The 23,559-nt window shown below is 74.6% G+C and carries 21 protein-coding genes; 11 read left to right on the forward strand and 10 right to left on the reverse strand.

Going from position 1 to position 23,559, the window contains the following annotated elements:
• The first annotated feature begins 8 nt into the window (after window positions 1-8).
• The 6 genes from QQY24_RS05645 (at window position 9) to pssA (ending at window position 6,429) form a co-directional block, all read left to right on the forward strand.
• On the forward strand, window positions 9-2,036 hold the full coding sequence (locus QQY24_RS05645; RefSeq protein WP_301971554.1) for a protein meaA: 2,028 nt from the start codon (window positions 9-11) through the stop codon (window positions 2,034-2,036).
• Complete coding sequence (locus tag QQY24_RS05650; protein WP_301971555.1) at window positions 2,033-3,040, forward strand: CoA ester lyase; 1,008 nt, start codon at window positions 2,033-2,035, stop codon at window positions 3,038-3,040. The genes QQY24_RS05645 and QQY24_RS05650 overlap by 4 nt, the downstream gene beginning before the upstream one ends.
• Before the next feature lies 1 nt (window position 3,041).
• Complete coding sequence (locus QQY24_RS05655) at window positions 3,042-3,551, forward strand: MaoC family dehydratase (RefSeq protein WP_301971556.1); 510 nt, start codon at window positions 3,042-3,044, stop codon at window positions 3,549-3,551.
• A gap of 1 nt (window position 3,552) precedes the next feature.
• On the forward strand, window positions 3,553-4,758 hold the full coding sequence (locus tag QQY24_RS05660) for an acyl-CoA dehydrogenase family protein (RefSeq protein WP_301971557.1): 1,206 nt from the start codon (window positions 3,553-3,555) through the stop codon (window positions 4,756-4,758).
• Between the two features lie 170 nt (window positions 4,759-4,928).
• Complete coding sequence (locus QQY24_RS05665; protein ID WP_301971558.1) at window positions 4,929-5,585, forward strand: phosphatidylserine decarboxylase; 657 nt, start codon at window positions 4,929-4,931, stop codon at window positions 5,583-5,585.
• Between the two features lie 22 nt (window positions 5,586-5,607).
• A complete protein-coding gene (gene pssA / locus QQY24_RS05670; protein ID WP_301976156.1) occupies window positions 5,608-6,429 on the forward strand; it encodes a CDP-diacylglycerol--serine O-phosphatidyltransferase in 822 nt (273 codons plus the stop codon).
• Window positions 6,430-6,521: 92 nt separating this feature from the next.
• On the opposite strand, the gene QQY24_RS05675 is transcribed toward pssA, so the two are convergent.
• Window positions 6,522-7,673, reverse strand: coding sequence for a glycerate kinase (locus QQY24_RS05675; protein ID WP_301971559.1), 1,152 nt, complete (start codon window positions 7,671-7,673; stop codon window positions 6,522-6,524).
• Window positions 7,674-7,838: 165 nt separating this feature from the next.
• On the opposite strand from QQY24_RS05675, the gene QQY24_RS05680 reads away from it, so the two are divergent.
• On the forward strand, window positions 7,839-8,345 hold the full coding sequence (locus QQY24_RS05680) for an NUDIX hydrolase (RefSeq protein WP_301971560.1): 507 nt from the start codon (window positions 7,839-7,841) through the stop codon (window positions 8,343-8,345).
• Window positions 8,346-8,464: 119 nt separating this feature from the next.
• On the opposite strand, the gene QQY24_RS05685 is transcribed toward QQY24_RS05680, so the two are convergent.
• A complete protein-coding gene (locus QQY24_RS05685) occupies window positions 8,465-8,956 on the reverse strand; it encodes a methylated-DNA--[protein]-cysteine S-methyltransferase (RefSeq protein WP_301976157.1) in 492 nt (163 codons plus the stop codon).
• A 19-nt stretch (window positions 8,957-8,975) separates the two neighbouring features.
• Window positions 8,976-10,457, reverse strand: coding sequence for an AlkA N-terminal domain-containing protein (locus tag QQY24_RS05690; protein ID WP_301971561.1), 1,482 nt, complete (start codon window positions 10,455-10,457; stop codon window positions 8,976-8,978).
• A 200-nt stretch (window positions 10,458-10,657) separates the two neighbouring features.
• On the opposite strand from QQY24_RS05690, the gene QQY24_RS05695 reads away from it, so the two are divergent.
• The gene (locus tag QQY24_RS05695; RefSeq protein ID WP_301971562.1) at window positions 10,658-11,164 is read left to right on the forward strand and encodes a MarR family winged helix-turn-helix transcriptional regulator; all 507 of its coding nucleotides are present in this window, start codon (window positions 10,658-10,660) and stop codon (window positions 11,162-11,164) included.
• A 21-nt stretch (window positions 11,165-11,185) separates the two neighbouring features.
• Here the strand turns inward: QQY24_RS05695 and QQY24_RS05700 are convergent, their stop codons facing one another.
• The gene (locus tag QQY24_RS05700; RefSeq protein ID WP_301971563.1) at window positions 11,186-12,346 is read right to left on the reverse strand and encodes a PP2C family protein-serine/threonine phosphatase; all 1,161 of its coding nucleotides are present in this window, start codon (window positions 12,344-12,346) and stop codon (window positions 11,186-11,188) included.
• A 152-nt stretch (window positions 12,347-12,498) separates the two neighbouring features.
• Here QQY24_RS05700 and QQY24_RS05705 point away from each other — a divergent pair, with 152 nt between their 5' ends.
• Window positions 12,499-12,981, forward strand: a complete 483-nt coding sequence (locus tag QQY24_RS05705; protein WP_301971564.1) for a MarR family transcriptional regulator — start codon at window positions 12,499-12,501, stop codon at window positions 12,979-12,981.
• A gap of 464 nt (window positions 12,982-13,445) precedes the next feature.
• Here QQY24_RS05705 and QQY24_RS05710 read toward each other — a convergent pair whose 3' ends face one another.
• The 4 genes from QQY24_RS05710 to QQY24_RS05725 form a co-directional block, all read right to left on the reverse strand.
• Window positions 13,446-13,955: an O-acetyl-ADP-ribose deacetylase gene (locus QQY24_RS05710; RefSeq protein ID WP_301971565.1), complete on the reverse strand. Its 510-nt coding sequence runs from the start codon at window positions 13,953-13,955 to the stop codon at window positions 13,446-13,448.
• The gene (locus tag QQY24_RS05715; RefSeq protein ID WP_301971566.1) at window positions 13,952-15,370 is read right to left on the reverse strand and encodes an NAD(P)/FAD-dependent oxidoreductase; all 1,419 of its coding nucleotides are present in this window, start codon (window positions 15,368-15,370) and stop codon (window positions 13,952-13,954) included. The genes QQY24_RS05710 and QQY24_RS05715 overlap by 4 nt, the downstream gene beginning before the upstream one ends.
• 79 nt (window positions 15,371-15,449) lie before the next feature.
• Complete coding sequence (locus QQY24_RS05720; RefSeq protein WP_301971567.1) at window positions 15,450-16,295, reverse strand: inositol monophosphatase family protein; 846 nt, start codon at window positions 16,293-16,295, stop codon at window positions 15,450-15,452.
• Window positions 16,296-16,388: 93 nt separating this feature from the next.
• Complete coding sequence (locus tag QQY24_RS05725) at window positions 16,389-18,224, reverse strand: gamma-glutamyltransferase family protein (protein ID WP_301971568.1); 1,836 nt, start codon at window positions 18,222-18,224, stop codon at window positions 16,389-16,391.
• A 741-nt stretch (window positions 18,225-18,965) separates the two neighbouring features.
• Between QQY24_RS05725 and QQY24_RS05730 the strand changes: the two genes are divergently transcribed.
• Complete coding sequence (locus QQY24_RS05730; RefSeq protein WP_301971569.1) at window positions 18,966-19,697, forward strand: dienelactone hydrolase family protein; 732 nt, start codon at window positions 18,966-18,968, stop codon at window positions 19,695-19,697.
• A gap of 494 nt (window positions 19,698-20,191) precedes the next feature.
• On the opposite strand, the gene QQY24_RS05735 is transcribed toward QQY24_RS05730, so the two are convergent.
• On the reverse strand, window positions 20,192-21,211 hold the full coding sequence (locus tag QQY24_RS05735) for a Brp/Blh family beta-carotene 15,15'-dioxygenase (protein ID WP_301971570.1): 1,020 nt from the start codon (window positions 21,209-21,211) through the stop codon (window positions 20,192-20,194).
• Between the two features lie 7 nt (window positions 21,212-21,218).
• The gene (locus QQY24_RS05740; RefSeq protein ID WP_301971571.1) at window positions 21,219-22,190 is read right to left on the reverse strand and encodes a bacteriorhodopsin; all 972 of its coding nucleotides are present in this window, start codon (window positions 22,188-22,190) and stop codon (window positions 21,219-21,221) included.
• 685 nt (window positions 22,191-22,875) lie between these two features.
• On the opposite strand from QQY24_RS05740, the gene QQY24_RS05745 reads away from it, so the two are divergent.
• The gene (locus QQY24_RS05745) at window positions 22,876-23,547 is read left to right on the forward strand and encodes a hypothetical protein (protein WP_301971572.1); all 672 of its coding nucleotides are present in this window, start codon (window positions 22,876-22,878) and stop codon (window positions 23,545-23,547) included.
• The last annotated feature ends 12 nt before the right edge of the window (window positions 23,548-23,559 follow it).

The raw sequence follows: 23,559 nt of genomic DNA on the forward strand, positions 1-23,559 counted from the left end.
GGCCTCAGATGACAGAGCGCCAGAAGGACCGGCCGTGGCTCATGCGCACCTACGCCGGCCACTCCACGGCGGAGGCGTCCAACGAGCTGTACCGCCGCAACCTCGCCAAGGGCCAGACCGGCCTGTCGGTCGCGTTCGACCTTCCGACGCAGACCGGCTACGACCCCGACCACGTCCTCGCCCGCGGCGAGGTCGGCCGGGTCGGCGTCCCCGTCTCGCACCTCGGTGACATGCGCCGGCTGTTCCAGGACATCCCCCTGGAACGGATGAACACCTCGATGACGATCAACGCCACCGCCATGTGGCTGCTGGCGCTCTACCAGGTCGTCGCGGAGGAGCAGGGCGCGGACGTCACCCGGCTCCAGGGCACGACCCAGAACGACATCGTCAAGGAGTACCTGTCCCGGGGCACCCACGTGTTCCCGCCGGGGCCCTCGCTCCGGCTGACGACGGACATGATCGCGTACACGGTCTCCCACCTCCCGAAGTGGAACCCGATCAACATCTGCAGCTACCACCTGCAGGAGGCCGGGGCCACGCCGGTGCAGGAGATCGCGTACGCGATGTCCACCGCCATCGCCGTCCTCGACGCCGTCCGCGACGGCGGCCAGGTGCCCGAGGAGCGCATGGGCGACGTGGTGGCCCGCATCTCCTTCTTCGTGAACGCCGGCGTCCGCTTCGTCGAGGAGATGTGCAAGATGCGCGCCTTCGGCCGCATCTGGGACCGGATCACCCGGGAGCGGTACGGCATCGAGGACCCCGGGCAGCGCCGCTTCCGCTACGGCGTCCAGGTCAACTCGCTCGGCCTGACCGAGGCCCAGCCGGAGAACAACGTCCAGCGGATCGTGCTGGAGATGCTGGCCGTGACCCTCTCCAAGGACGCGCGCGCACGTGCCGTGCAGCTGCCGGCCTGGAACGAGGCGCTGGGCCTGCCCCGCCCCTGGGACCAGCAGTGGTCGCTGCGCATCCAGCAGGTGCTCGCCTACGAGAGCGACCTGCTGGAGTACGAGGACATCTTCGAGGGCTCGAAGGTGATCGAGGCGAAGGTGGACCAGCTGGTCGCGGACTGCTCCGCGGAGATCGACCGCATCCAGGAGATGGGCGGGGCGATGGCCGCGGTCGAGTCCGGCTACCTCAAGGCGCGGCTGGTCGCCTCGCACGCCGAACGGCGGGCGCGGATCGAGTCCGGCCAGGAGAGGATCGTCGGCGTGAACATCTTCGAGGGGACCGAGCCGAACCCCCTCACGGCCGACCTGGACACCGCGATCCAGACCGTGGACCCGGCGGTCGAGGCCCAGGTCGTCGAGGCGCTGCGGCACTGGCGGGAGACCCGCTACCAGCCGCCCTTCAACCACCCGCGCCCGTGCAAGGCGCTGGAGCGGCTGAAGGAGGCCGCCAGGGGCACCGACAACCTGATGGAGGTCACGCTGGAGTGCGCCCGGGCGGGGGTCACGACCGGCGAGTGGGCGGGCGCCCTGCGCGAGGTGTTCGGCGAGTACCGGGCGCCCACCGGGGTCTCCTCCGCGCCGGTGGCCGTCACCGCCGGGGCCGGCTCGGCGCTGGCCGGGGTCCGGGCCGCGGTGGACGCCACCGCACGCGAGCTGGGCGTGGGCAAGCTGCGCTTCCTGGTCGGCAAGCCGGGCCTGGACGGGCACTCCAACGGTGCCGAGCAGATCGCCGTCCGCGCCCGCGACGCCGGCTTCGAGGTGGTCTACCCGGGCATCCGGCTCACCCCGGAGCAGATCGTGGACGCGGCCCTGGCCGAGGACGTGCACGCGGTCGGCCTGTCCGTCCTCTCCGGCTCGCACGCCCGGCTGGTGCCGGACGTGCTGGAGCGGCTGCGTGTGGCGGGCGCCACAGACATTCCGGTGATCGCCGGTGGCATCATCCCAGGCGGTGACGCCGAGGAGCTGCGGGCCGCCGGAGTGGCCGCGGTCTTCACCCCGAAGGACTTCGACATCACCGGCATCATCGGCCGCATCGTGGACGAGATCCGGAAAGCGAACAAGCTCGACCCCCTGGAGGTCCCCGCATGACCGCCCACCCGCCCGCCGCCACCGCCGGGAGCGGCTCCGCCGCACGCCCCGCCGACCGCCTCCGTCCGCGCCGCTCCTGCCTGGCGGTCCCGGGAAGCAACCCGCGCTTCCTGGAGAAGGCCCAGGGTCTGCCCGCCGACCAGGTCTTCCTCGACCTGGAGGACGCCTGCGCGCCGCTCGCCAAGCCCGAGGCGCGGCACACCATCGTCAAGTTCCTCAACGAGGGCGACTGGACGGGCAAGACGCGCGTGGTCCGGGTCAACGACTGGACGACCGAGTGGACGTACCGCGACGTCGTCACGGTGGTCGAGGGCGCCGGCCCCCGCCTCGACTGCATCATGCTGCCCAAGGTGCAGGACGCCCAGCAGGTGGTCGCCCTGGACCTGCTGCTGACGCAGATCGAGAAGACCATGGGCTTCGAGGTCGGCCGCATCGGCATCGAGGCGCAGATCGAGAACGCGCGGGGACTGAACAACGTCAACGCCATCGCGCAGGCCTCGCCGCGCCTGGAGACGATCGTCTTCGGCCCGGCCGACTTCATGGCGTCGATCAACATGAAGTCGCTCGTCGTGGGCGAGCAGCCGCCCGGCTACCCGGCGGACGCCTACCACTACATCCTGATGAAGATCCTGATGGCCGCCCGCGCCAACGACCTCCAGGCGATCGACGGCCCCTACCTGCAGATCCGCAACGTCGACGGCTTCCGCGAGGTCGCCGGCCGGGCCGCCGCGCTCGGCTTCGACGGCAAGTGGGTGCTGCACCCGGGTCAGGTCGACGCCGCGAACGAGGTCTTCTCGCCCTCCCAGGAGGACTACGACCACGCCGAGCTGATCCTGGACGCGTACGAGTACTACACGTCCGAGGCGGGCGGCAGGAAGGGCTCCGCGATGCTCGGCGACGAGATGATCGACGAGGCCAGCCGCAAGATGGCCCTGGTCATCGCGGGCAAGGGGCGCGCCGCCGGCATGCGGCGCACCAGCACGTTCGAGATTCCGGAGGCGTGAGATGCGGTTCGGGCGCACCTACGAGGAGTTCGAGGTCGGGGCGGTCTACAAGCACTGGCCCGGCAAGACGGTCACCGAGTACGACGACCACCTGTTCTGCCTGCTGACCATGAACCACCACCCGCTCCACATGGACGCCAACTACGCGGAGAGGACGACGGACTTCGGCAGGAACGTCGTCGTGGGCAACTACGTCTACTCCCTGCTGCTCGGCATGTCCGTGCCGGACGTGTCCGGCAAGGCGATCGCCAACCTGGAGGTCGAGTCGCTCAGGCACGTGGCGCCGACCTTCCACGGCGACACGATCTACGGCGAGACGACCGTGCTGGACAAGCGGCCGTCGAAGTCGAGGGACGACCGCGGCATCGTCCACGTCGAGACCAGGGGCCACAAGCAGGACGGCACCCTGGTGTGCGTCTTCCGCCGCAAGGTGATGGTGCCCACCGGGACGTACGTCAAGGAGCGCGGCGGCGAACAGCCCGGCCGCCCGGAGCCGAAGCAGGAGAAGTGAGATGGCCCGCCTGGCCCAGACCGCCGGTCTGACCGACGTCCAGCAGGAGATCCTCTCCACCGTCCGCGACTTCGTGGACAAGGAGATCATCCCGGTCGCCACCGGGCTGGAGCACCGCGACGAGTACCCGCAGCAGATCGTGGACGGCCTGAGGGAACTCGGCCTGTTCGGTCTGACGATCCCCGAGGAGTACGGGGGCCTGGGCGAGTCGCTGCTGACCTACGCCCTGTGCGTGGAGGAGATCGCCCGCGGCTGGATGTCGGTGTCCGGCATCATCAACACCCACTTCATCGTCGCGTACATGCTCAAGCAGCACGGCACGCAGGAGCAGAAGGACCACTTCCTGCCGCGCATGGCGGCCGGCGACGTCCGGGGCGCCTTCTCGATGTCGGAGCCCGGTCTGGGCTCCGACGTGTCGGCGATCACGTCCAAGGCGGTCCGGGACGGCGACGAGTACGTCCTGAACGGCCAGAAGATGTGGCTGACGAACGGCGGCACGTCCTCGCTCGTGGCCGTCCTGGTGCGCAGTGACGAAGGACACCCCGAGGGCACGGCGCCCCACAGGTCGATGACGACCTTCCTGGTGGAGAAGGAACCCGGCTTCGGCGAGGTGCGCCCCGGCCTCACCGTCCCCGGAAAGATCGACAAGATGGGCTACAAGGGCGTCGACACCACCGAGCTGATCATGGACGGTCTGCGGGTGCCGGCCGACCGGGTGCTCGGCGGCGTCACCGGCCGGGGTTTCTACCAGATGATGGACGGCGTGGAGGTCGGCCGGGTCAACGTGGCCGCACGCGGCTGCGGCGTCGCCCAGCGCGCCTTCGAGCTGGGCGTCCGGTACGCCCAGCAGCGCCACACCTTCGGCAGGCCGATCGCGCAGCACCAGGCCATCCAGTTCAAACTGGCCGAAATGGCCACCAAGGTGGAGGCCGCGCATGCCATGATGGTGAACGCGGCTCGCAAAAAGGATTCCGGCGAACGAAACGACCTCGAGGCCGGCATGGCCAAGTACCTCGCCTCCGAGTACTGCAAGGAGGTCGTGGAGGACGCCTTCCGGATCCACGGCGGCTACGGCTTCTCCAAGGAGTACGAGATCGAGCGCCTCTACCGGGAGGCCCCGATGCTGCTCATCGGTGAAGGCACCGCCGAGATCCAGAAAATGATCATCGGACGCAGGTTGCTCGAAGAGTATCGATTCCAGGGCTGATCATCCGGGTAAGGGGTGTTTTCTTCGAGTCGAAAATCACACCCCGTCGATCCTCTTCAGCCGCCGACTCGGCTTCCTCGCTTGCCCAGTTGCGGCCCGCGACCGGTACGATTCCGGGAAAGCCGCCGTCCCCCGTCATTGCGCGGCATCATCCGCTACGAAGGTCATCCATGCCCCACAGCCAAACCTCTGCACCTCGCGACCGCCAGGTCGGCGTACGCCTCGCGCGCGGAGCATCGCCGTGGCTCCTCCCGACCGTCGCCACCGCAGCCCTCAGCCTGGTCCGCGCCCGCCGCTCGGGTGCCGCCAGGGCCGTCGCCGTGCCAGCCACCGCGCTCGCGGCGGGCATGCTGTGGTTCTTCCGCGACCCCGAGCGCGAGATCGCCCCGGGCCGGGTCATCTCGCCGGCCGACGGTGTGGTGCAGAGCATCATGCCCTGGAAAGACGGGCGTACACGTGTCGCCATCTTCATGAGCCCGCTCAACGTCCACGTCAACCGCGCCCCGCTGGCGGGCACCGTGACGTCCGTGGAGCACATCCCCGGTGGCTTCGTTCCCGCCTTCAACAAGGAGAGCGAGAACAACGAGCGCGTAGTCTGGCATTTCGACACCGAACTCGGCGACATCGAGATGATCCAGATCGCCGGCGCGGTGGCCCGCCGCATCGTGCCCTACCTCCCCGAGGGCACGAAGGTCGAGCAGGGCGACCGAATCGGTCTGATCCGCTTCGGCTCGCGTGTCGACCTCTACCTGCCCGAGGGCGTGGAGGTCGCGGTCGAGGTCGGACAGAAGACCGTGGCTGGGGTGACTCGCATTGACCGTGATTGATCCGGAGACACAGACGGGCTGGGTGCCCGAGGCGGACGAGGTGGACGAGGAGGAGGAGATGCCCCTCTCCCTCCGCCTGTCGATAGCCGACACCCTCACGCTCGGCAACGCCACGTGCGGCTTCATGGCGGTGTACTTCACCACCACCGGCATCCTGATCCCGCACCTGACGGGCAACGACGAGTCCGCGGGCATGGCCCGCCACAGCGCGGCCACCGCGGTCATCCTGATGCTGTGCGCGGCCGTCTTCGACCTGTTCGACGGACTGGTGGCCCGCAAGCTGCGCTCGTCGCCGATGGGCGCGGAGCTGGACAACCTCTCCGACCTGATCAGCTTCGGGCTGGCACCGGCGTACTTCGTGCTCGTCTACGGCATGGTCGCGGACGACGCGCACCAGCGGGTGGCCGCGCTCGGGGCGATCGTGGTGCTCCTGGCCGTCGTGCTGCGCCTGGCGCGCTTCTCGTGCGTGACGATGAAGGACGGCGTGTTCCAGGGCATGCCGTCGCCGTTCGGCGCGCTGACGGTGGTCTCGATCGTCCTGCTGGAGCTGCCGTTCGTGGCGACCCTGCTGGCGATCCTCGGCACGGCCTGGCTGATGGTGAGCCGGGTGGAGTACCCCAAGCCGCGGGGCCGCCTGGCGGGTGCGATGCTCTCCTGGATCGTGCTGTCGATGGGCCTGCTGGCCGCCTGGGCCTTCGAGGCCCCGAGCGGACAGCTGCTCCTGCAGACGGGCTGCGCGCTGCAGCTGGTCATGGGCGCGGTCATTCCGCTGTTCGCCACCGCGCGCAGGGTGAACAACTTCCGTGACAACCGGCGGGAGGCGCGCGCGGCGCAGCTGCCGTAGCGGTGGCCGTCGAGTGTGGTGAAGGGCCCCGGACCGGTTCGGTCCGGGGCCCTTCACCGTGTGCGCGGGACGTCCTCGGCCGCACCGGAGGCTCAGCCGAGGACGTCCCGCGCGACGCGGGCGGCGACCCGTTCGAGGAGCGGCCCGGCATCCGCGATGCACCGGGCGACGTCCGGCTCGACGGACGTCAGCGGGTACGCCCGGGAGATCCCCGCCCGCAGCAGCGCCTCCGCCGGCAGCGCGAGCCGCCCGCACACCGCGACGGTCTCCTTCCCGGCCGCCCGGGCCGCGGCGGCCACTCCCGCCGGGGCCTTTCCGTGCAGCGTCTGCTCGTCCAGCGACCCCTCCCCGGTGATCACCAGGGTGGCCCGCCCCAGCGCCGGCGCGAAGCCGAGGACGTCCAGCACGACCTCGATGCCGGCCCGGAAGCGGGCGCCGAGCAGCAGCGCGCCGTAGCCGGCACCGCCGGCCGCGCCCGCGCCCGGCGCCGCCGCGCGGCCGGCGGCCCGCGGCACCCCCCCGGCCTCCAGCACCCGCACGAAGCGGCCGAGCGCCGCGTCCAGGAACCGCACGTCGTCCGGCGAGGCCCCCTTCTGCGGGCCGTACACCGCGGGCGCGCCCCTCGGCCCGGTCAGCGGGTTGTCGACGTCACTGGCGAGCACCAGCTCCACCGAGGACAGGCGCGGGTCCAGCCCGGACAGGTCCGCGCGGGCCAGGGCGGCGAGCCCGCCGCCGCCCGGCGCCACCGGCTGCCCGTCCCGGTCCAGGAACCGCGCGCCCAGCGCCGAGAGCATCCCGGCGCCGCCGTCCGTCGTGGCACTGCCGCCCACGCCGAACACGACCGTCCGCGCGCCGGCGTCCAGCGCGGCCCGCAGCAGCTCCCCGGAACCGTACGTCGATGCGGTCAGCGGCGCGAGGACGCCGGCCGGCAGCCGCCGCAGGCCGCTCGCCTCGGCCATCTCCACCACCGCGGTGCCGCCGCGCAGCGCGAACGCGGCCGTGACCTGCCGGCCCAGCGGCCCGGCGACCCGGACCTCGCGCCGCTCGAAACCGGCGGCGACCGCCGCGTCCACGGTCCCGTCGCCGCCGTCGGCCACGGGCAGTGCCTCGACCGGCAGGTCCGGCACGACCCGGCGCAGTCCCGCCGTCACCCGCTCGGCGACCTGCACGGCCGTCAGCGAGCCCTTGAACTTGTCCGCGGCGATGAGCACCCGACGGGGCTCGCCCGCTGCTGCGTCCGCCATCTCGCCTCCCCCTCGCTCTCCGGCTCCGCGCGCCGGGGTCGGTCGCGCCGCCGTGATCCTGGCCGCGGGCCGCCCCCGCCGCCGCGCACCGGCCGCACGCGCACCGCGCCCGGCGTGGCGGCCGGCACGCGTCATGACCCGGCCATGCCTGGATACCCTTCCGGGATGACCACGACGCCAGACTTCGCCACGTACATCGCGAGCCTCCCCCGCGTCCTCTCCGCCGCCGCCACGCTCTTCCGGGACGCCGAGGGGCGGGTGCTGCTCGTCGAGCCGAACTACCGCGAGGGGTGGGCCCTGCCGGGCGGCACGATCGAGTCGGACGACGGCGAGACGCCGCGCCAGGGGGCACGCCGCGAGACCCTGGAGGAGACCGGCCTGGACCGGGAGCCGGGCCGGCTGCTGGCGGTGGACTGGGCACACGGCACGGGGCGGCCGCCGCTGGTGGCGTACCTGTACGACGGCGGTGTCCTCACGGAGGCCGAGCTCGGCTCCATCCGCCTGCAGGAGGAGGAGCTGCTGTCCTGGCGGCTGGTGCCCCGCGAGGAGGTCACCGCCCACCTGCCCGGCGCCCTCGGCCGACGGGTGCTGGCCGCCCTGGACGTGCTGGCGGACGGCTCGGGCACGGTGGAGCTGGAGAACGGCCACCGGGCGGCCGTGCCGGAGCGGTAGCGGCGGACACCGCCGCGGACGGGCGCCGGTCCGGCCGACGGCCGGGGCCTTGCGTTCGGATCGGGCCGGACCCCGCGAGCCCGGCGGGATCCGAACGCAAGGTCCCGGAACGGGAGGCCCTAGAACAGGGCGGTGCCCCGCTCGAAGTCCAGCAGGCGCTGCTTGCGCTCCAGGCCGCCGCCGTAACCGGTGAGGCTGCCGTCGGAGCCGATCACCCGGTGGCAGGGGACGACGATGCCGATGGGGTTGCGGCCGTTGGCGAGGCCGACCGCGCGGGAGGCCCCGGGGCGGCCGAGGGCCGCGGCGAGCGCGCCGTAGCTGCGGGTCTCCCCGTACGGGATCTTCGTCAGCTGCTCCCAGACGGCGCGCTGGAACGGCGTTCCGTGCAGGCCGAGCGGGAGGGTGAACTCCTTCAGCTCGCCGGCGAAGTAGGCCGTGAGCTGCTCCTGCGCCTCGGCGAAGACGCGGAGCGCGGCGATGCGTGACCCGAAGGTCTCCTCGCCGGGGCGGTGCCGCTGTGCGGCCATGTACAGGCCGCACAGCGCGCCGTCGCCGTCGGCGACGAGGGTGAGTGGCCCGTAGGGGCTGTCGACCACGGTGTGCTGTTTCACGGACATGTGCGGGATTTCCTTACGCGGGAAGGACGTTGATCGGGTGGTTGTCGGTCGCCCACAGATACTGCACGGCGTACGCCCGCCAGGGCCGCCAGGCCTCGGCGCGGGCGGTGAGCGCGGCCGGGGTGGCGGGCAGGCCCAGGGCCCGGGCGGCGCGCCGGACGCCGAGGTCGGTGGGCAGGAAGGCGTCGGGGTCGCCGAGGGCGCGCTGCGCGATGACGTCGGCCGTCCAGGGGCCGAAGCCGGGCAGGGCGAGCAGCCGGGCGCGGGTCTCGGCCCAGTCGGCCTCGACGCCCAGGCGCAGGGTGCCGTCGGCGAGGTGCCGGACCAGGGTGGTCAGGGTGGTGCGCCGGGCGCGGGGCATCGCCAGGGTGCCGGGGTCGACCGCGGCCAGCGCCCCGGGCGTCGGGAACAGGTGGGTCAGGCCGCCCTCGGGGTCGTCCAGGGGCTTGCCGTGGGCGGCGACCAGGCGGGCCGCGTGGGTGCGGGCGGCGGCGGTGGAGACCTGCTGTCCGAGCACGGCGCGGACGGCGAACTCGGCCTCGTCGACCGTGCGCGGCACCCGGCGGCCCGGGGCGCGGTCCACCAGGGGTGCCAGCAGCGGGTCCGCGCGCAGCCGGTCGTCGACGGCGACCGGGTCGGCGTCCAGGTCCAGCAGACGCCGGCACCGGTTGATCGCCACGGTGAGGTCCCGCAGGTCCCCGAGGGTCAGGCGGCAGTCGATGTGGCCGGGCCGCGGGGCGAGCGCGACGATCCCGTGTCCGTACGGCAGCCGCAGCGTGCGCCGGTAGGCGCCGTCGCGCCACTCCTCCACGCCGGGCACGGCCGTGGCGGCCAGGTGGCCGAAGAGGTTGCCGGGGTTCAGCGGGGCGCGGAAGGGCAGCCGCAGCGCGAGGGTTCCCGGGGTGCCCGCCGGGCCGCCGTGCGGGACCCGGGCGCGCAGCTCGCCCGGGGTGAGGGCGTAGACCTCGCGGACGGTGTCGTTGAAGGTGCGCACGGAGGAGAACCCGGCCGCGAAGGCGACCTCCGCCATCGGCAGCGGGGTGGTCTCGATGAGCAGGCGCGCGGTCTGCGCGCGCTGGGCGCGGGCCAGCGCGAGGGGACCCGCGCCCAATTCGGCGAGGAGCTGGCGTTCGACCTGCCGGGCGCTGTAGCCGAGCCGGGCGGCGAGTCCGGGCACGCCCTCGCGGTCCACGACGCCGTCGGCGATCAGCCGCATGGCGCGGGCCACCAGGTCGGCGCGCCGGTTCCACTCCGGGGAGCCGGGACCGGTGTCGGGACGGCAGCGCTTGCAGGCCCGGAAGCCGGCCGCCTGGCAGGCGGCGGCACTGGGGTGGAACGTCATGTTCTCCGCCTTGGGCGGCACGGCCGGGCAGCTGGGCCGGCAATAGACACCGGTGGTGAGGACGGCGGTGAAGAACCACCCGTCGAACCGCGCGTCCCTGGACCGCACGGCCCGCACGCAGTGCTCCCGGTCGAGGTGCGTCGCTGTCTGCATGCGTCCAGGATCGGTCACCGCCGGTACCCGGCGCTGGCGAATATCCGACATGTACCTGAAGGCGGGCCGGGTCCCGCCCCCGGGCGGGACGACCCGCGCGCCGCGGGAGCCGCTTGCACCTTGTCTCTTCGGGTGCAGCGGGGGAATGTGGGGTGTCCCGCCCGTACCAGTACCCCGAGGTTCTTGAGAGTGATGTGCCCGTGACCCCTCCCGGCGGCCCCGGCGACGACCGCGCGATGGGATCGGGCGACGGTCCGGAGGCCGTCGCGCTGGAGATCGCCGACGCCGTGGAGAGCCTGTCGAACCTGTGGTCGCTGGCCGCTCAGGGGGCGGCCCTGCGGCTGTCCCCGCACCAGCTGCGGGCCCTGCGGACGCTGGAGGCGGCGCCCGGGACGAACCTGACGGCACTGGCCGAGCGGCTCGACATCGGGCTGCCCACCGCCAGCCGCCTGTGCGACCGGCTGGAGGCGGCCGGCCTGCTGGAGCGCGCGCTGCACCCGCAGCGGCGGCGCGAGGTGCGGCTGAGCCTCACCGTCCACGGGCGCCGGGTGCTGGACGACGTGGCGGCGCGGCGCGCGCAGGCCCTGGCGGTCGTCCTGGCCGCCATGGACCCGGTGGAGCGGTCGGCGCTGAGCCGTGGCATGAAGTCCTTCCTCGCCGTCCGGGACGGGGCGCCGGCACCGCCGGGCGGGCCGGGGACGTCCTAGCGGCCACGCCCGCCGCCGCGGTCAGCGGCCGTGCCAGTCCAGGCACATCACCAGGGCGTCGTCGTCCGGCGCGGGTTCGCCGCGGTGGCCGGACAGCTCCCGCAGGACGGCGCGCGGGACCTCGGCGGCCGGCAGCAGGCGCGTGGACTGGATGGCCCGGGCCAGGGCGTCGTCGCCGTAGGCCTCCCCCTTCGGCGAGGCGACCGCGTGCACCCCGTCGCTGACGAGGACGAGCCGGTCGCCCGGTTCGACCTGGAACTCCTGGGCCACGTAGTCGGTCTCCTCGAACATGCCCAGCGGCAGCTGCGCCTCGAAGGTGACGTGCTCGACCGCGCCGTCGCGCAGCCGCAGCAGCTGCGGGGAGCCGGCGTCCACGACCTTGGCCCGCCCCGTGGCCAGCTCGAAGTCGAACATCAGCACCGACAGGTAGCAGCGTCCCCGGTAGTGGGCGTACACCGCCTGGTCCGCCAGGGCGGCCTGGTCCTCGATGGGGATGCCGGCCCGCCGCGCGTTGCGCAGCGCGTTGATGGCCAGGTTCGTCAGCAAGGAGGCCTCTATGCCCTCGCCCATGCCGTTGGTGACGTACAGCAGGAGGCGGTCGGCGGTGGCCGACCAGTCGAAGTTGTCGCCGAAGATCGCGTACGCCGGCTCCAGCTGCGCGCCCAGCTCGTACTCGGGCCGGGCGCAGGAGCGGCCCGGCAGCAGCTGCCACTGCATCTCGGCCGCCAGGGTGAGCCGGTCCTTGCGGCGGGCCTGCAGGTAGACGTCGGTGTCGCGCTCGGCGACGATCACCTCGTGGCCCAGCACCTGCGCGATCTCACCGAGTTCGTCGAGGAGACCCGGCGCGCCATCCTCCTCGCGCAGGGTCACCGACAGCACGCCGAGCCGGTCCCCGCGCACGCTGACCGGCAGGTGCGCGCGGACGCAGCCGTCCCGGACGGCCTCGACGAACGGCTGCTGGGCGCCGAAGGCGCGGCCCTCGGGGCTGTTGTGCACCGACACCGGCTCCGCCGTGTGCGGCAGCTCCGACACCGGCTGCAGCACCGCCAGGCTGTAGTCGGCCAGGAACAGCTCCACGGCCCGTGCCGCGTACTGCTCGGTCAGTACGCGGCGGACGGCGTCCAGCAGCTCGTGCGGTGCCGCCGTACGCAGGGCGCGTTCAGCGGCCACAAATCTGTTCATGATGATGGATACACCAATCCTTCGGGGGATGTCGTCGAGTCTCGCTCATATGACGAGGTGTGCCTGGTCCGGCCGCGCGCCGGCCGTCGAAGTCATCCATGGCCGCTGCAGGTGGCTAGTACGCTGGCGGGTGTTCCAGTACCTGCGAGAGTATGACGGTGACTGTCTTCCGCCCCCGCCCAGAGCCCGCCGAGGTCGCCCGCGTGACGTCGACGGCCGCGGAGCTGCTGGAAGTGCTGTGGGGCCGGGCCTCGACCGCGCCCGCCTCCGCCTCCCAGTTGCGCGTGCTGCTGGTCCTCGAGCACCAGGGCGGTATCAACCTGCGCACCCTCGCCGACGCCCTCGCCTCCACGCCCCCCTCCACCAGCCGGCTGTGCGACCGGCTGGTGGCCGCGGGCTTCGTCGAGCGCGTGGTCAGCCCGGCCGACCGGCGCGAGGTGCGGCTGCACCTCAGCGGCCGGGGCAGGGCCTTCCTGGCCGACCTGCGCGTACGCCGCGAGGAGGAGCTACAGGCGGTGCTGGCCCTGATGCCGGTGGCCAAGCGGGCCGCGCTGCTGGAGGGACTCGAGGCGTTCTGCGCCGCGGCACTGAGGATGGACGGCGACGCCCGGCCTCCCGGCGACCGGACCGCCTGACCACCGGCCCACGCCGTCCGGCTTCCCGGCGCTGCGGGGCGTGGGTGGCCGGCGCACGCAGCGGCCCCCGCCCACCGGAACATTCCAGACCCTCCCGCAGTTCGACATGGCCACCCTGTTGCCTCGCGATCATAGTTGTCAAACAACAACTATTCCCCCGGTCCCACGGGTGCCCGCTTACCCCGGGCCCGCCCCGACGGGCGGCGGGCGGGCCCCGGCTTCACGGGTCACGCCCCGGACGGGGGCCCGGTGGACGGCGCGGCGCCGGGCGCGGGTGCCGGGCGGGGAGGTGCCGGGGCCGGCCGCGGCGGCGGTACGGACGCGGCCGCCGTCAGCCGGCGTGGCGGGCGTCAGCCGGCGTGGCGGGCGTCAGCCGGCGTGGCGGGCGTCAGCCGGCGTGGCGGGCGTCAGCCGGCGTGGCGGGCGTCAGCCGGCGTGGCGGGCGTCAGCCGGCGTGGCGGGCGTCAGCCGGCGTGGCGGGCGAACGCCTCGTACGCCCGGTCGTCGAAGAGGACGAACCGCACCTCCTCGACGGCCGCCGGTGTGCCGCGCACGGTCTCGACCGCGATGCGCGCCGCGTCGTCCAGCGGCCACCGGTACACGCCGGTGGAGATCGCCGGGAACGCGACCGTCCGGGCCCCCAGCTCGTCGGCCAGGCGCAGCGACTCCCGGTAGCAGGAGGCGAGCAGCGCCTCGCCTCCGCCGCCGGCCCGCCAGACCGGGCCGACCGTGTGGATGACCCAGCGCGCGTCCAGCTCGCCCGCGGTGGTGGCGACCGCCCGGCCGGTGGGCAGGCCCCCGCCGTACCGGGAGGCACGCAGCCTGCGGCACTCCTCCAGGATGGCCGGGCCGCCGCGGCGGTGGATCGCGCCGTCCACGCCCGAGCCGCCCAGGAGCGAGGAGTTGGCCGCGTTGACGATCGCGTCGGCGCTCTGCCGGGTGATGTCGCCCCGTACGAGGGTGAGCGTGGTCATGTCCGGCGCAGCCTCCTCCACACGGCCTTGGCCGCGTTGTGCCCCGACATGCCGTGCACGCCGGGGCCCGGCGGGGTGGCCGAGGAGCAGAGGAAGACGGCCGGGTGCGGGGTGTGGTACGGGAACAGGGACGGCTTGGGACGCAGCAGGAGCTGGAGTCCGGAGGCCGCGCCGCAGGCGATGTCGCCGCCGACGTAGTTGGCGTTGCCCGCGGCCAGTTCCGCCGGGCCGGTGACGGCGCGGGCCAGGACGCGGTCGCGGAAGCCGGGGGCGTACCGCTCCAGCTGGCGCTCCATGGCGTCGGTGAGGTCGCCGTCCCAGTTGGCCGGTACGTGCCCGTACGCCCAGAAGACGTGCTTGCCCTCGGGGGCGCGGCCGGGGTCGGCCACGCTGGGCTGCACGGTGATCAGGAACGGCCTGTCGGGCGCGCGGCCCTCGCGGGACGCGGCGCGCAGGGCGGTGCCGATCTCGGCGCGGCTCGCGCCGATCTGGACGGTGCCGGCGGCCCGGGCCTCGGGGGCGGTCCACGGGACCGGGCCGTCCAGGGCGTAATCGATCTTGAAGACGCTGGGGCCGTAGCGGTAGTCCGCGTAGTGGCGGCCGAGGCCGGCGATGCGGGCGAGGGCGGTGGGCGAGGTGTCGAAGACGTACGCGCGCGCGGGCGGCAGGTCGTCCAGCCGCTTGACCTCGTAGTCGGTGTGGACGGCGCCGCCGAGGTCCGCCAGGTAGGCGGCGAGGGCGTCGGAGATCGCCTGGGAGCCGCCCCGGGCCACCGGCCAGCCGCGGGCGTGCGCGGCCAGCGCGAAGACCAGGCCGACGGCACCGGTGGCCAGGCCGCCCAGCGGGGCCATCACGTGGGCGACCAGCCCGGCGAAGAGCGTCTTGAAGCGCTCGTCGTGGAAGCGGCGCATCAGCACGGTGGACGGCGGCAGCCCGGCCAGCCCGAACCGGGCGAGGGTGACCGGGTCGCGGGGCAGAGCGGTCAGCGGCAGGGACATGAAGTCCCGCACGAGGGTGTCCCACCGGCGCAGGAACGGCTCGACCAGCCTGCGGTAGGCGCCCGCGTCGCGCGGCCCGAAGGACGCGGCCGTCTCGGCGACGGACCGGGCCAGCACGGCCGCGGTGCCGTCCGGGAACGGGTGGGCCATGGGCAGTTCGGCGTGCAGCCATTCGAGGCCGTAGCGGTCGAGCGGGAGCGCCCGGAACGCGGGTGAGTTGATGCCGAGGGGGTGGGCGGCCGAGCACGGGTCGTGCCGGAAGCCGGGGAGGGTCAGCTCCGCGGTGCGGGCGCCGCCGCCGACGGTGGCCCGCGCCTCGAACACGGCGACGGAGAAACCCCGGCGGGCCAGCTCCACGGCGGCGGTCAGTCCGTTCGGCCCCGCACCCACCACGACAGCATCGAGCATCGACGGCACCTTCGGACCCCTTCGTCAGCCGATGGCCACTGGGAAAGCAGGATATGACGGGCGACCGGCCCTGTCCGGGCCGGGTGGCTCAGGCTCCCGTGCGCAGCAGCTCCACCGTCCGGCGGGCGGTGGCGGCGTCCCGCGCGGCGGTGAACGGCAACGCGTTGTCCCCGCTCACGCGGAACGGCTCGCCGGTGAGCGTGAGGTGGGCGCCGCCCGCCTCCTCCACCAGGAGCAGGCCCGCCGCGTGGTCCCAGGCCGCCTCCCAGGTGAACGCGACGGCGTCCAGCTCGCCCCGGGCCACGGCCAGGTACTCCAGGCCCGCCGAGCCGCAGGGCCGCGGGGCGACGCCGTCGGTCCACAGGGCGCGCAGGGCGCGCTTCTGCCCGTCCGTGGTGAAGTCGGGGTGGGAGGTGGCGACGGTGAGGTCCCGGCCGGGTGCGGGCGGGCCGGCGAACAGCCGCTCGCCGTCGAGGAGGGCGCCCCGGCCGCGGACGGCCGTGGCGAACCGGTCGCGCGCGGGTGCGTAGGTCCAGGAGGCCAGCACGGTGCCCCGGTGGGCGAGCGCGACTAGGGTGCAGAAGCCGTCGTCGCCGTGCACGAACTGCCGGGTGCCGTCCACCGGGTCGACGATCCAGACCGGCGCGTCGCCCCGGATCGCCCCGTACGTCGCCGGGCTGGCGTGCACCGCCTCCTCGCCGACCACGGCCGAGCCGGGCAGCAGGGCGCCCAGGGCGTCGGTGAGCTGGCGCTCGGCCAGCCGGTCGGCGTCCGTCACCAGGTCGTGCGGTCCGCTCTTGCGGTCCACCTCGTGCGCGGCCAGGCGGCGGAAGCGGGGCAGGATCTCGGTCGCGGCCGCCTTGCGGACCGCCTCCTCCACGTCGGCCGAGTGCCGGGTGAGAAACTCCTCGATGGTTTCCGTGTCGTCGATCATGCCTCCATGAGACCACGCGCCGCCGACAATCCCCGCCCGGCCGGTGCACGCCGGGTGGAATCGGGACGAAGAGGGGGCGCCCGGCCCGCGGTGTCAGCGCCCGACCGCGTACCCCTGCATCCCGCGCGGGTTCGCGGCGGCCGACAGGACGCCGGTGCGCGGATCCCGGGCGACCGCGCACAGGCGGCCCTCCGACCAGGCGGGGCCCACGGTGACGTCGTGGCCGCGACGGCGCAGCTCCGCGACGGCGCCGGGGTCGGTGCGGGACTCCACGGTCACGGCGCCGGGGCGGCGGCCGCGCGGGTGGAAGGAGCTGGGGAAGCTGTCGTTGTGCCAGTTCGGGGCGTCGATGGCGCCCTGGAGGTCGAGGCCGCCGCGGACCGGCGGGCGCAGGGCGGCGGCGAGGAAGAAGTGCAGTTGCCACTGGTCCTGCTGGTCGCCGCCGGGGGTGCCGAACGCCAGGACCGGCACCCCCTCGCGCAGGGCCAGGGACGGGGTGAGGGTGGTGCGGGGGCGGCGGCCGGGCGTGAGCGTGTTCGGCAGGCCCTCCTCCAGCCAGGCCATCTGCAGCCGGGTGCCGAGCGGGAAGCCCAGCTCCGGTACGACCGGGTTGGACTGCAGCCAGCCGCCGCTGGGCGTGGCCGCGACCATGTTGCCCCAGCGGTCGACGACGTCGAGGTGGCAGGTGTCGCCGCGGGTCGTGCCGTCGGCGCCCACCCGGGGTTCGGCGGGGCCCGGCCCGTCGGCGGGGAACCGGGCCGCGGTCGGCTCGCCCGCGCCCATCGGGTCGAAGCCGCCGCCGTGGCCGGCCGGCGTGCGCGCGTGCGCCCGCGCGGGCAGGCGCGGGGGGCGGCCGCCGGGGCTGCCGGGGCGCAGCTCGTAGGAGGCCTCCGCGCCCACGAGGGTCCGCCGCTCGGCGTTGTAGGCGTCCGACAGCAGTTCGGCGAGCGGCACCTCGGCGGCGTCCCCGTACCAGGCCTCGCGGTCGGCCATGGCGAGCTTGCAGCCCTCGATCAGCAGGTGGAGGTGGTCGGCGGTGCCGGGGGCGGGCAGTTCGGGCGGGAGCAGGGCGAGCTGCTGGAGGAGGGCCGGGCCCTGGCTCCAGGGTCCGGCCTTGCACACGGTCCAGCCGTTCCAGTCGTACGTCACCGGTGCCTCGTAGGACGCCGACCAGCCGGCCAGGTCGGCCTCGGTGAGCGTGCCGGTGTGCCGTTCGCCGCTGGTGTCGAGCGTGGGGCGCCGGGACTGCCGTACCAGGGCCTCGGCGATGAAGCCGCGGCGCCACACCTCGCGGGCGGCGTCGATCCGCGTCTCCCGGTCACCGCCCCGGGCGGTCCCGGCCAGCACCCGCTTCCAGGTGGCCGCGAGCGCGGGGTTGCGCAGCAGTTCGCCGGGCCGGGGCGGCCTGCCGCCCGGCAGGTACACCTCCGCCGAGGAGGTCCACTCGGTCGTGAACAGCTTCCGCACGCTCCGCACGGCCGCGCCCACGTCCTCCACGGGCGCGTGTCCGTGCTCGGCGTAGCCGATGGCGTACTTCAGGACGTCGTCCAGGGGTTTGGTGCCGTGGTCGCGCAGGAGCAGCAGCCAGGCGTCGAAGGCGCCCGGCACGGCGGCGGCCAGCGGCCCCGTGCCGGGGACGAGGTCCAGGCCGAGCCCGCGGTAGTGGGCGGCGGTGGCACCGGCCGGGGCGACGCCCTGCCCGCACAGCACCCGCACCCCGCCGCCGGACGGGGCGAACAGCACCGGGACCTCGCCGGCGGGGCCGTTCAGGTGCGGCTCGACCACGTGCAGCACGAACGCGCCGGCGACGGCGGCGTCGAAGGCGTTGCCGCCGTCCTCCAGGACCGCCATCGCGGACTGGGAGGCGAGCCAGTGGGTGGAGGACACCATGCCGAAGGTGCCCTGCAGGGTGGGGCGGGTGGTGAACATACGGCCTGTCACCTCGCTGTCTACGTGCGCCGGCCCGGACGGCGGGCGCTCAGGACGGGTCCCGGGGAGGATCCGGGGAGTTCGCGCCAGGGATCCCCTCGTCCCGCTCCCCCGGAAGGCTATCGACCGCCCTGCGCCCCGTTGCCGGCCGAATTCGGCCAGGCCGTCCGCGCCCTCGCCGCGGGGGCCGGCCCGCGGCTGCCGGGCCCGCCTCCGGGCGGCCTCACCGTGACCACCGGTGTGGGCGCACGGCCGGTGCGCACGGCCGGTGCCCCGCTGCCCGGTGCGGTCGGTCTCCCCGCGGTTCTCCCGTCTCCCGCGGGCGGGTCACCCCCGCGGGCACGCGGCGGTGACCCGCCGGTACGGACCCGCGCCGGCGACGCGCCGCTCCCACCGGTCGCCGCCGCCGCGCTCCCGGACCGCCGCCGGTGGCCGCATCCGCGAACGCCGGCGGCGGTCCGCGCGCCGCGCCGTCGCGGGGCCCCGCCCCGGCAAGCGGGGACGGGGCACCCAGGAGTGCTGCGCGGTGTTCCGGCTCCTCGGCGTCCGGCTGCGGACGCCGCGCAGTAATCCGTTTGGCGGGCCACCGCGGCCACTGCTACGTTTCCGCAGACCGTGCGAGAGAACGAGGAGGTGGTACCCGTGGACGCAGTACCGACACGGGTGCTCCCCTCCGGGGTCACGGTCGGGCGATAGGTCGTCCGGGAGCGCCGCCCGAGCGCACTCCCGAAAGGCACGATCATGCGCTTCACTTCCGCACGGCGCCTCGACGACGGTGTCCTCGAACACGAATTCACCCTCGGTGGGATCCCCGGCATCCTGTGGACGCCCGCGTCCACGTCCGGACCGGTGCCGCTGGTCCTGCTCGGCCACCCCGGCGGACTGGACAAGATGTACCCCCGGCTGGCGGGGCGGGCCCGGCACTGCGCGGCGGAGGGCTTCGCCGCCGCCACCATCGAGCTCCCCGGGAGCGGTGAACGGCCCCGCCGGGCCGCCGCCGAACAGGCCCGTGCCGACCTGCGCCGGTCGCTGGCGGCCGGCGAGCCGGTCGACGACGAAATCATCGACGCCCTCATCCTGCCGCTCGTGGAAAAGGCGGTCCCGGAGTGGCGGACCGCCCTGGACGCCCTCCTTTCGCTGCCCGGGATCGGCGGCCCGGTCGGGTACTCGGGGGGAGTGATCTCCATCGGGATCCGGCTGGCGGTGGTCGAGCCGCGCATCTCGGCCGCCGTCCTGTTCGCCGGGAGTTTCGTACCCCGCGCCCTATTCGAGGAGGCCCGCCGGGTCACCATTCCGCTGCACGTCCTGCTGCAGTGGGACGACGAGGGAAACGACCGGCAGGCAGCCCTGGACCTGTTCGACGCCTTCGGCACCGAGGAGAAGAGCCTGCACGCCAACCTCGGCGGGCACACCGGCGTCCCGCGGTTCGCGGGGGACGCCGCGGCCCGGTTCCTCACCCGGCACTTGAAATGAAGCCGGGCCGCCGGGCCGCCGGTGAGCCGCGCTGACCAGGATGCCGCTCGTCGGGGAAGGCCCCGGCGCTCCTTCGCCGCTCGGCACGGGGACCGTCGAGTCGTCGGTCGCGGAGGGCGGGTACCGGCTCGGCGGCCCCGGAGGCACCGTCACGCTCAACGCCACTCGGCGAGGTCCACCGAACGGGAGCAGTGGGGGGCGGTGCCGTCCCGGCCGACGCGCTCTTCCTCGCCGGTCAGGGACGGAAGGGCGCACCGGACCGGTCGCCCCTCCCCCGGGCCGGTCCTCCGGCACTCCCGGGCCGCGTCCCCGCCCGTGACGCGACCGGCCGTCCCGGCCCCCGCCCGGGTGCCGGGCCGGCGTCACGGGCGGATCCGGTGGTCCCCGACGGGTCGCGGACGCGCGGGCACGGGGTGGTCTAAGCGGTGGGCCCCGCAGTGCTCGGACCCGGACTCGGGCCTGGGCCCTGACCCGGACCCGGCCCCGGACCCGGGTCAGGCGCGGGTGCTCGTCCCGGCCGGCCGGGCGGCCCGGTCGCCGGGCGCGGGTCCGCGCGCCTCGTGCCGGTCGAGGAGCGCGACGACGAGGTGGTGGGGAAGGGTCAGCGCCGCGAGGACGGCCACCCCGGCGGCGGCCAGGGCGTGACGGTGCGGCTCGCCCAGGCGGGCCGCGGCGACGGAGGCGGCCAGGACCACGGCGGTGGGGAGGGCCGCCCGGCGGTGGAAGCGGCGCAGGGGCGGACCCAGGTGCCCGGCGCACAGGGCGGGGCGGTTGGCCGGGTCGGCCAGGAGCAGGCGTGCGATGTGCCGCACGGAGTGCCAGGCGGCGAAATAGGCGGCGAACGCCACCAAGGGGTGGACCGTCCAGAACAGGACGGCCAGCAGGAGCAGTTCGGCGGCGTCGTGGTGGCGGCGGTGGCGCAGCAGCAGGGCACACGCGGTCACCGCGGCGGCGGCCGTCAAGGCGGTCGCCGCCGCGGTGACCGGGGCGGCCAGCAGCCAGGGGGCCCCGGGGGTCAGGGCGGCGACGAGGCCCCGCACGGCGTGCGGGTGCCGTGCCAGCGGCAGCACCGTGACGACCGCGCCGTAGGCGAGCGCGCACAGTGCCGGGCCCGGTGGGCGGGTGCCTCCCGCGCGCAGGGCGTTCGCGTGCGTCTCCCCGCGGCCGAAGTGCAGCGCCGACAGGGCCAGGAACGCGCACAGCGCGGGGGCCGGGGCCCACAGGGCGCAGGCGAAGGCGGCTGCGGCGGCACCGGCGTAGGCCAGCAGGAGGAGGGCCTGCCGGCCGCGGTCCGCCGCGTGCGCCCGGCACCAGGCGGGGACCAGGTGGTCGACGGCACCGTGGGGCACCCCGGCCGCGAGGCCGGCGGCGAAGACCGTGGACGCGTGGTCGTCCCACAGGGCCGGGCGGACGCACTGCACGGCGAGGACGCACAGGACCGCCGCGACGGAGACGCGCCCCGCCCAGCGGAGGGGGCGCCCGGCCGCCCGGCCGCCCTGCGGGAGGGGACGCATGGGCGTGTCAGGACCTCGGGTGCCCGTTGCCGTCGGACACCCGCACGGGTGCCGGGTGGGCGCCGTGCCCGGTCAGGGCCGCGGCCACCGGCGGCCACGCGTCGGCCTGCTTGACCGAGGAGATCCACACCTCCTCGGGGTGGGTCTCGGTTCCGGAGCGCACGTCTTCGGCGGTACGCATCTTCGCCACCTTGTGGATCATGGCACCGAAAGCGACCTTGGCGGTGACGTCGGCGGCGCAGAGGCCGAGCTGGGTGACGAGCGCCCAGGCGACCAGGTGGGAACCGGCCCCCACGGACTGCTGGATCAGGTAGATCAGCGGATAGGCGCCGAAGACGGAGAACTGCATGATCGTCGCCCGCCTGAGGGTGGCGAAGGTGCCGGGGGGCAGCTCCCCGGCGCTGTCCAGGACGGCCTTGCCCAGCGCGGCGTAGAGGACGAGGAAGAACACCGTGCTGACGGCGGCCCACACGACCAGCCACAGCACACGGTTGCCCGCGTCGAGGACCTCCGCGCCGAGGAAGCCGGTCACGATCATCAAGAAGGCCGAGGCGACGGCCACGGCGCGGAGGGCGAACAGCTTCTTGCCGGCGACCGCGCACACGGCCAGCAGCTCCACCGCGAGCAGGGGGACGGTCACGCTCCAGTCGGCGTACCGCAGTCCGCCGGCGAAGGCGGAGGTGCCGGTGGGCACGTACCGGCCACCGCGCAGGGTGAAGGAGGTCTGCCAGCTGACGAACAGCGCGACGTAGGCCAGGAAGGCGACGGCCTGGAGAAGGGCGCTGGCGATGCCGGCGCCCCGGTAGCGGGGGGAGACGTCGTTGCGGGTGGAGAGCGCGTAGACGAACCCCGAGAGGAGGGCGAAGGCAGCCGCCGCCAGGGCGTACTGGATCATGTTGTACTCGCCGACCGTGTAGGTCAGGGTCCCGGTGAACTCCCCCCTCCCCGGGGGAGCGGCCAGTGCGTTGGTGGGCAGCACGGAAGCCTCCTGGCGCCATGGCGCGTCCGGCCCCACCGGCGGGAGGGGGCCACTGCTCCGACGTTAAGCGGCGGCCCGTGACCGCGGCGACTTCACGGAACCGTTCGGGGGACACGGCGCGGGCCGCCCGCACCGGACCGCGGGACTCCCCGGCCCCACGCCGCCGCGCGGTGGAGGCCGGGGGGTGTCTGCGCGGGACCGGCGACCCGGTTCGCACCGCGGCGGACGGCTGCGGTTCCCGCCCCCGGGGCGGGAGCACCGCGGCCACCTGCGCTGTCGTCCCGGTCGGCGGGGAACGGGGAGCGCGCGGAAGCGGGTGGACCCGCTGTGCCGGCAGACCGGCCTGTCCCGCGAGACCCTCGTCGAGCGGACGGCCGACCCGTTCCGGGGCCGGTACGGCCTCACGGACGGCGCGGTGACCGGGCAGGAGCCGGCGCGCGCAGGAGCTGGCCCGCGCCAGGTTCGGCTCCCCCGCCCGGACGGCCCGGGTGCCCTGACGGCCGTGCGCACCGCACGCCCCGACCGGGCACGGGGGGACGTGCGGCACGGTGCCGGTGGGCCCGGGTCACCGGCCGGGGACGCAGCGGGCTGCCCCTTCCCCCGCACAGGGAGTCGTGTGACACTGTCGTCCCCGCCCTCCCCCGCGGACCCCTTCCGTACCCCCCTCTCCCCCGAGAAGTGCGCCGTGCGTTCCCTTCCTCTGCCGCTCGCCCTCACCGCGCGTCTGACCCCGGTCGCCGTGCTGGCCTGCGCCGGCTGGATGCTGTCGTCGGGCCCGGCCGCGCCGTCGTCCGCCGCCGGCCACCCGCCCGGGTCGAGCACGCCCGCCCGCCCGGACTCCGCGCCCTCCTCCCCCGCCGCGGAGCCCAAGACCTACACCACCGCGCCCGCGCCCTGCGCGAGCGTGCCCGCGGCGGCGGTCAAGTCCTTGGTACCGGGGGCGAGGACGGCGGGCAAGGAGATCCCCTCGACGGACACCGAGCTGCGCCGCACCTGCTCCTGGAACGCGCTCAAGGGCTACGACTACCGCTGGCTCGACGTCTCCTTCGAGGTCACCGCCTCCGACCGGCAGGCGGCGAAGGAGTACGAGCAGACGGTCACCGGCAAGAGCGGCGGAGGGACCGTCCCGGGGCTCGGGGACAGCGCCTACTCGGTCGTGAACCTCACCACCGAGGACGGGCAGCAGACCCGCGAGGGCACGGTCGTGGCCCGCGTCTCCAACGCCCTGGTGGTCGTCACCTACAACGGCAGCGACTTCGAGACGAAGAGGGCGCCGGGCACGGACGAGGTCAACAAGGGCGCCATCCGGGCCGCCAGGGCCGCGGTGGCCGCGCTGCGGGACGGCCGGTCCGGCTGACCGCCCGGCCGG

Origin of the sequence: Streptomyces sp. TG1A-8 (assembly GCF_030499535.1) — a bacterium.
In the GTDB taxonomy this organism is placed as follows: domain Bacteria; phylum Actinomycetota; class Actinomycetes; order Streptomycetales; family Streptomycetaceae; genus Streptomyces.

Coding starts and splice junctions, on each gene's coding strand:
- QQY24_RS05645 (WP_301971554.1), top strand. CDS start 9: ATGACAGAGCGCCAGAAGGACCGGCCGTGGCTCATGCGCACCTACGCC.
- QQY24_RS05650 (WP_301971555.1), top strand. CDS start 2,033: ATGACCGCCCACCCGCCCGCCGCCACCGCCGGGAGCGGCTCCGCCGCA.
- QQY24_RS05655 (WP_301971556.1), top strand. CDS start 3,042: ATGCGGTTCGGGCGCACCTACGAGGAGTTCGAGGTCGGGGCGGTCTAC.
- QQY24_RS05660 (WP_301971557.1), top strand. CDS start 3,553: ATGGCCCGCCTGGCCCAGACCGCCGGTCTGACCGACGTCCAGCAGGAG.
- QQY24_RS05665 (WP_301971558.1), top strand. CDS start 4,929: ATGCCCCACAGCCAAACCTCTGCACCTCGCGACCGCCAGGTCGGCGTA.
- QQY24_RS05675 (WP_301971559.1), bottom strand. CDS start 7,673: ATGGCGGACGCAGCAGCGGGCGAGCCCCGTCGGGTGCTCATCGCCGCG.
- QQY24_RS05680 (WP_301971560.1), top strand. CDS start 7,839: ATGACCACGACGCCAGACTTCGCCACGTACATCGCGAGCCTCCCCCGC.
- QQY24_RS05690 (WP_301971561.1), bottom strand. CDS start 10,457: ATGCAGACAGCGACGCACCTCGACCGGGAGCACTGCGTGCGGGCCGTG.
- QQY24_RS05700 (WP_301971563.1), bottom strand. CDS start 12,346: ATGAACAGATTTGTGGCCGCTGAACGCGCCCTGCGTACGGCGGCACCG.
- QQY24_RS05705 (WP_301971564.1), top strand. CDS start 12,499: ATGACGGTGACTGTCTTCCGCCCCCGCCCAGAGCCCGCCGAGGTCGCC.
- QQY24_RS05710 (WP_301971565.1), bottom strand. CDS start 13,955: ATGACCACGCTCACCCTCGTACGGGGCGACATCACCCGGCAGAGCGCC.
- QQY24_RS05720 (WP_301971567.1), bottom strand. CDS start 16,295: ATGATCGACGACACGGAAACCATCGAGGAGTTTCTCACCCGGCACTCG.
- QQY24_RS05725 (WP_301971568.1), bottom strand. CDS start 18,224: ATGTTCACCACCCGCCCCACCCTGCAGGGCACCTTCGGCATGGTGTCC.
- QQY24_RS05730 (WP_301971569.1), top strand. CDS start 18,966: ATGCGCTTCACTTCCGCACGGCGCCTCGACGACGGTGTCCTCGAACAC.
- QQY24_RS05735 (WP_301971570.1), bottom strand. CDS start 21,211: ATGCGTCCCCTCCCGCAGGGCGGCCGGGCGGCCGGGCGCCCCCTCCGC.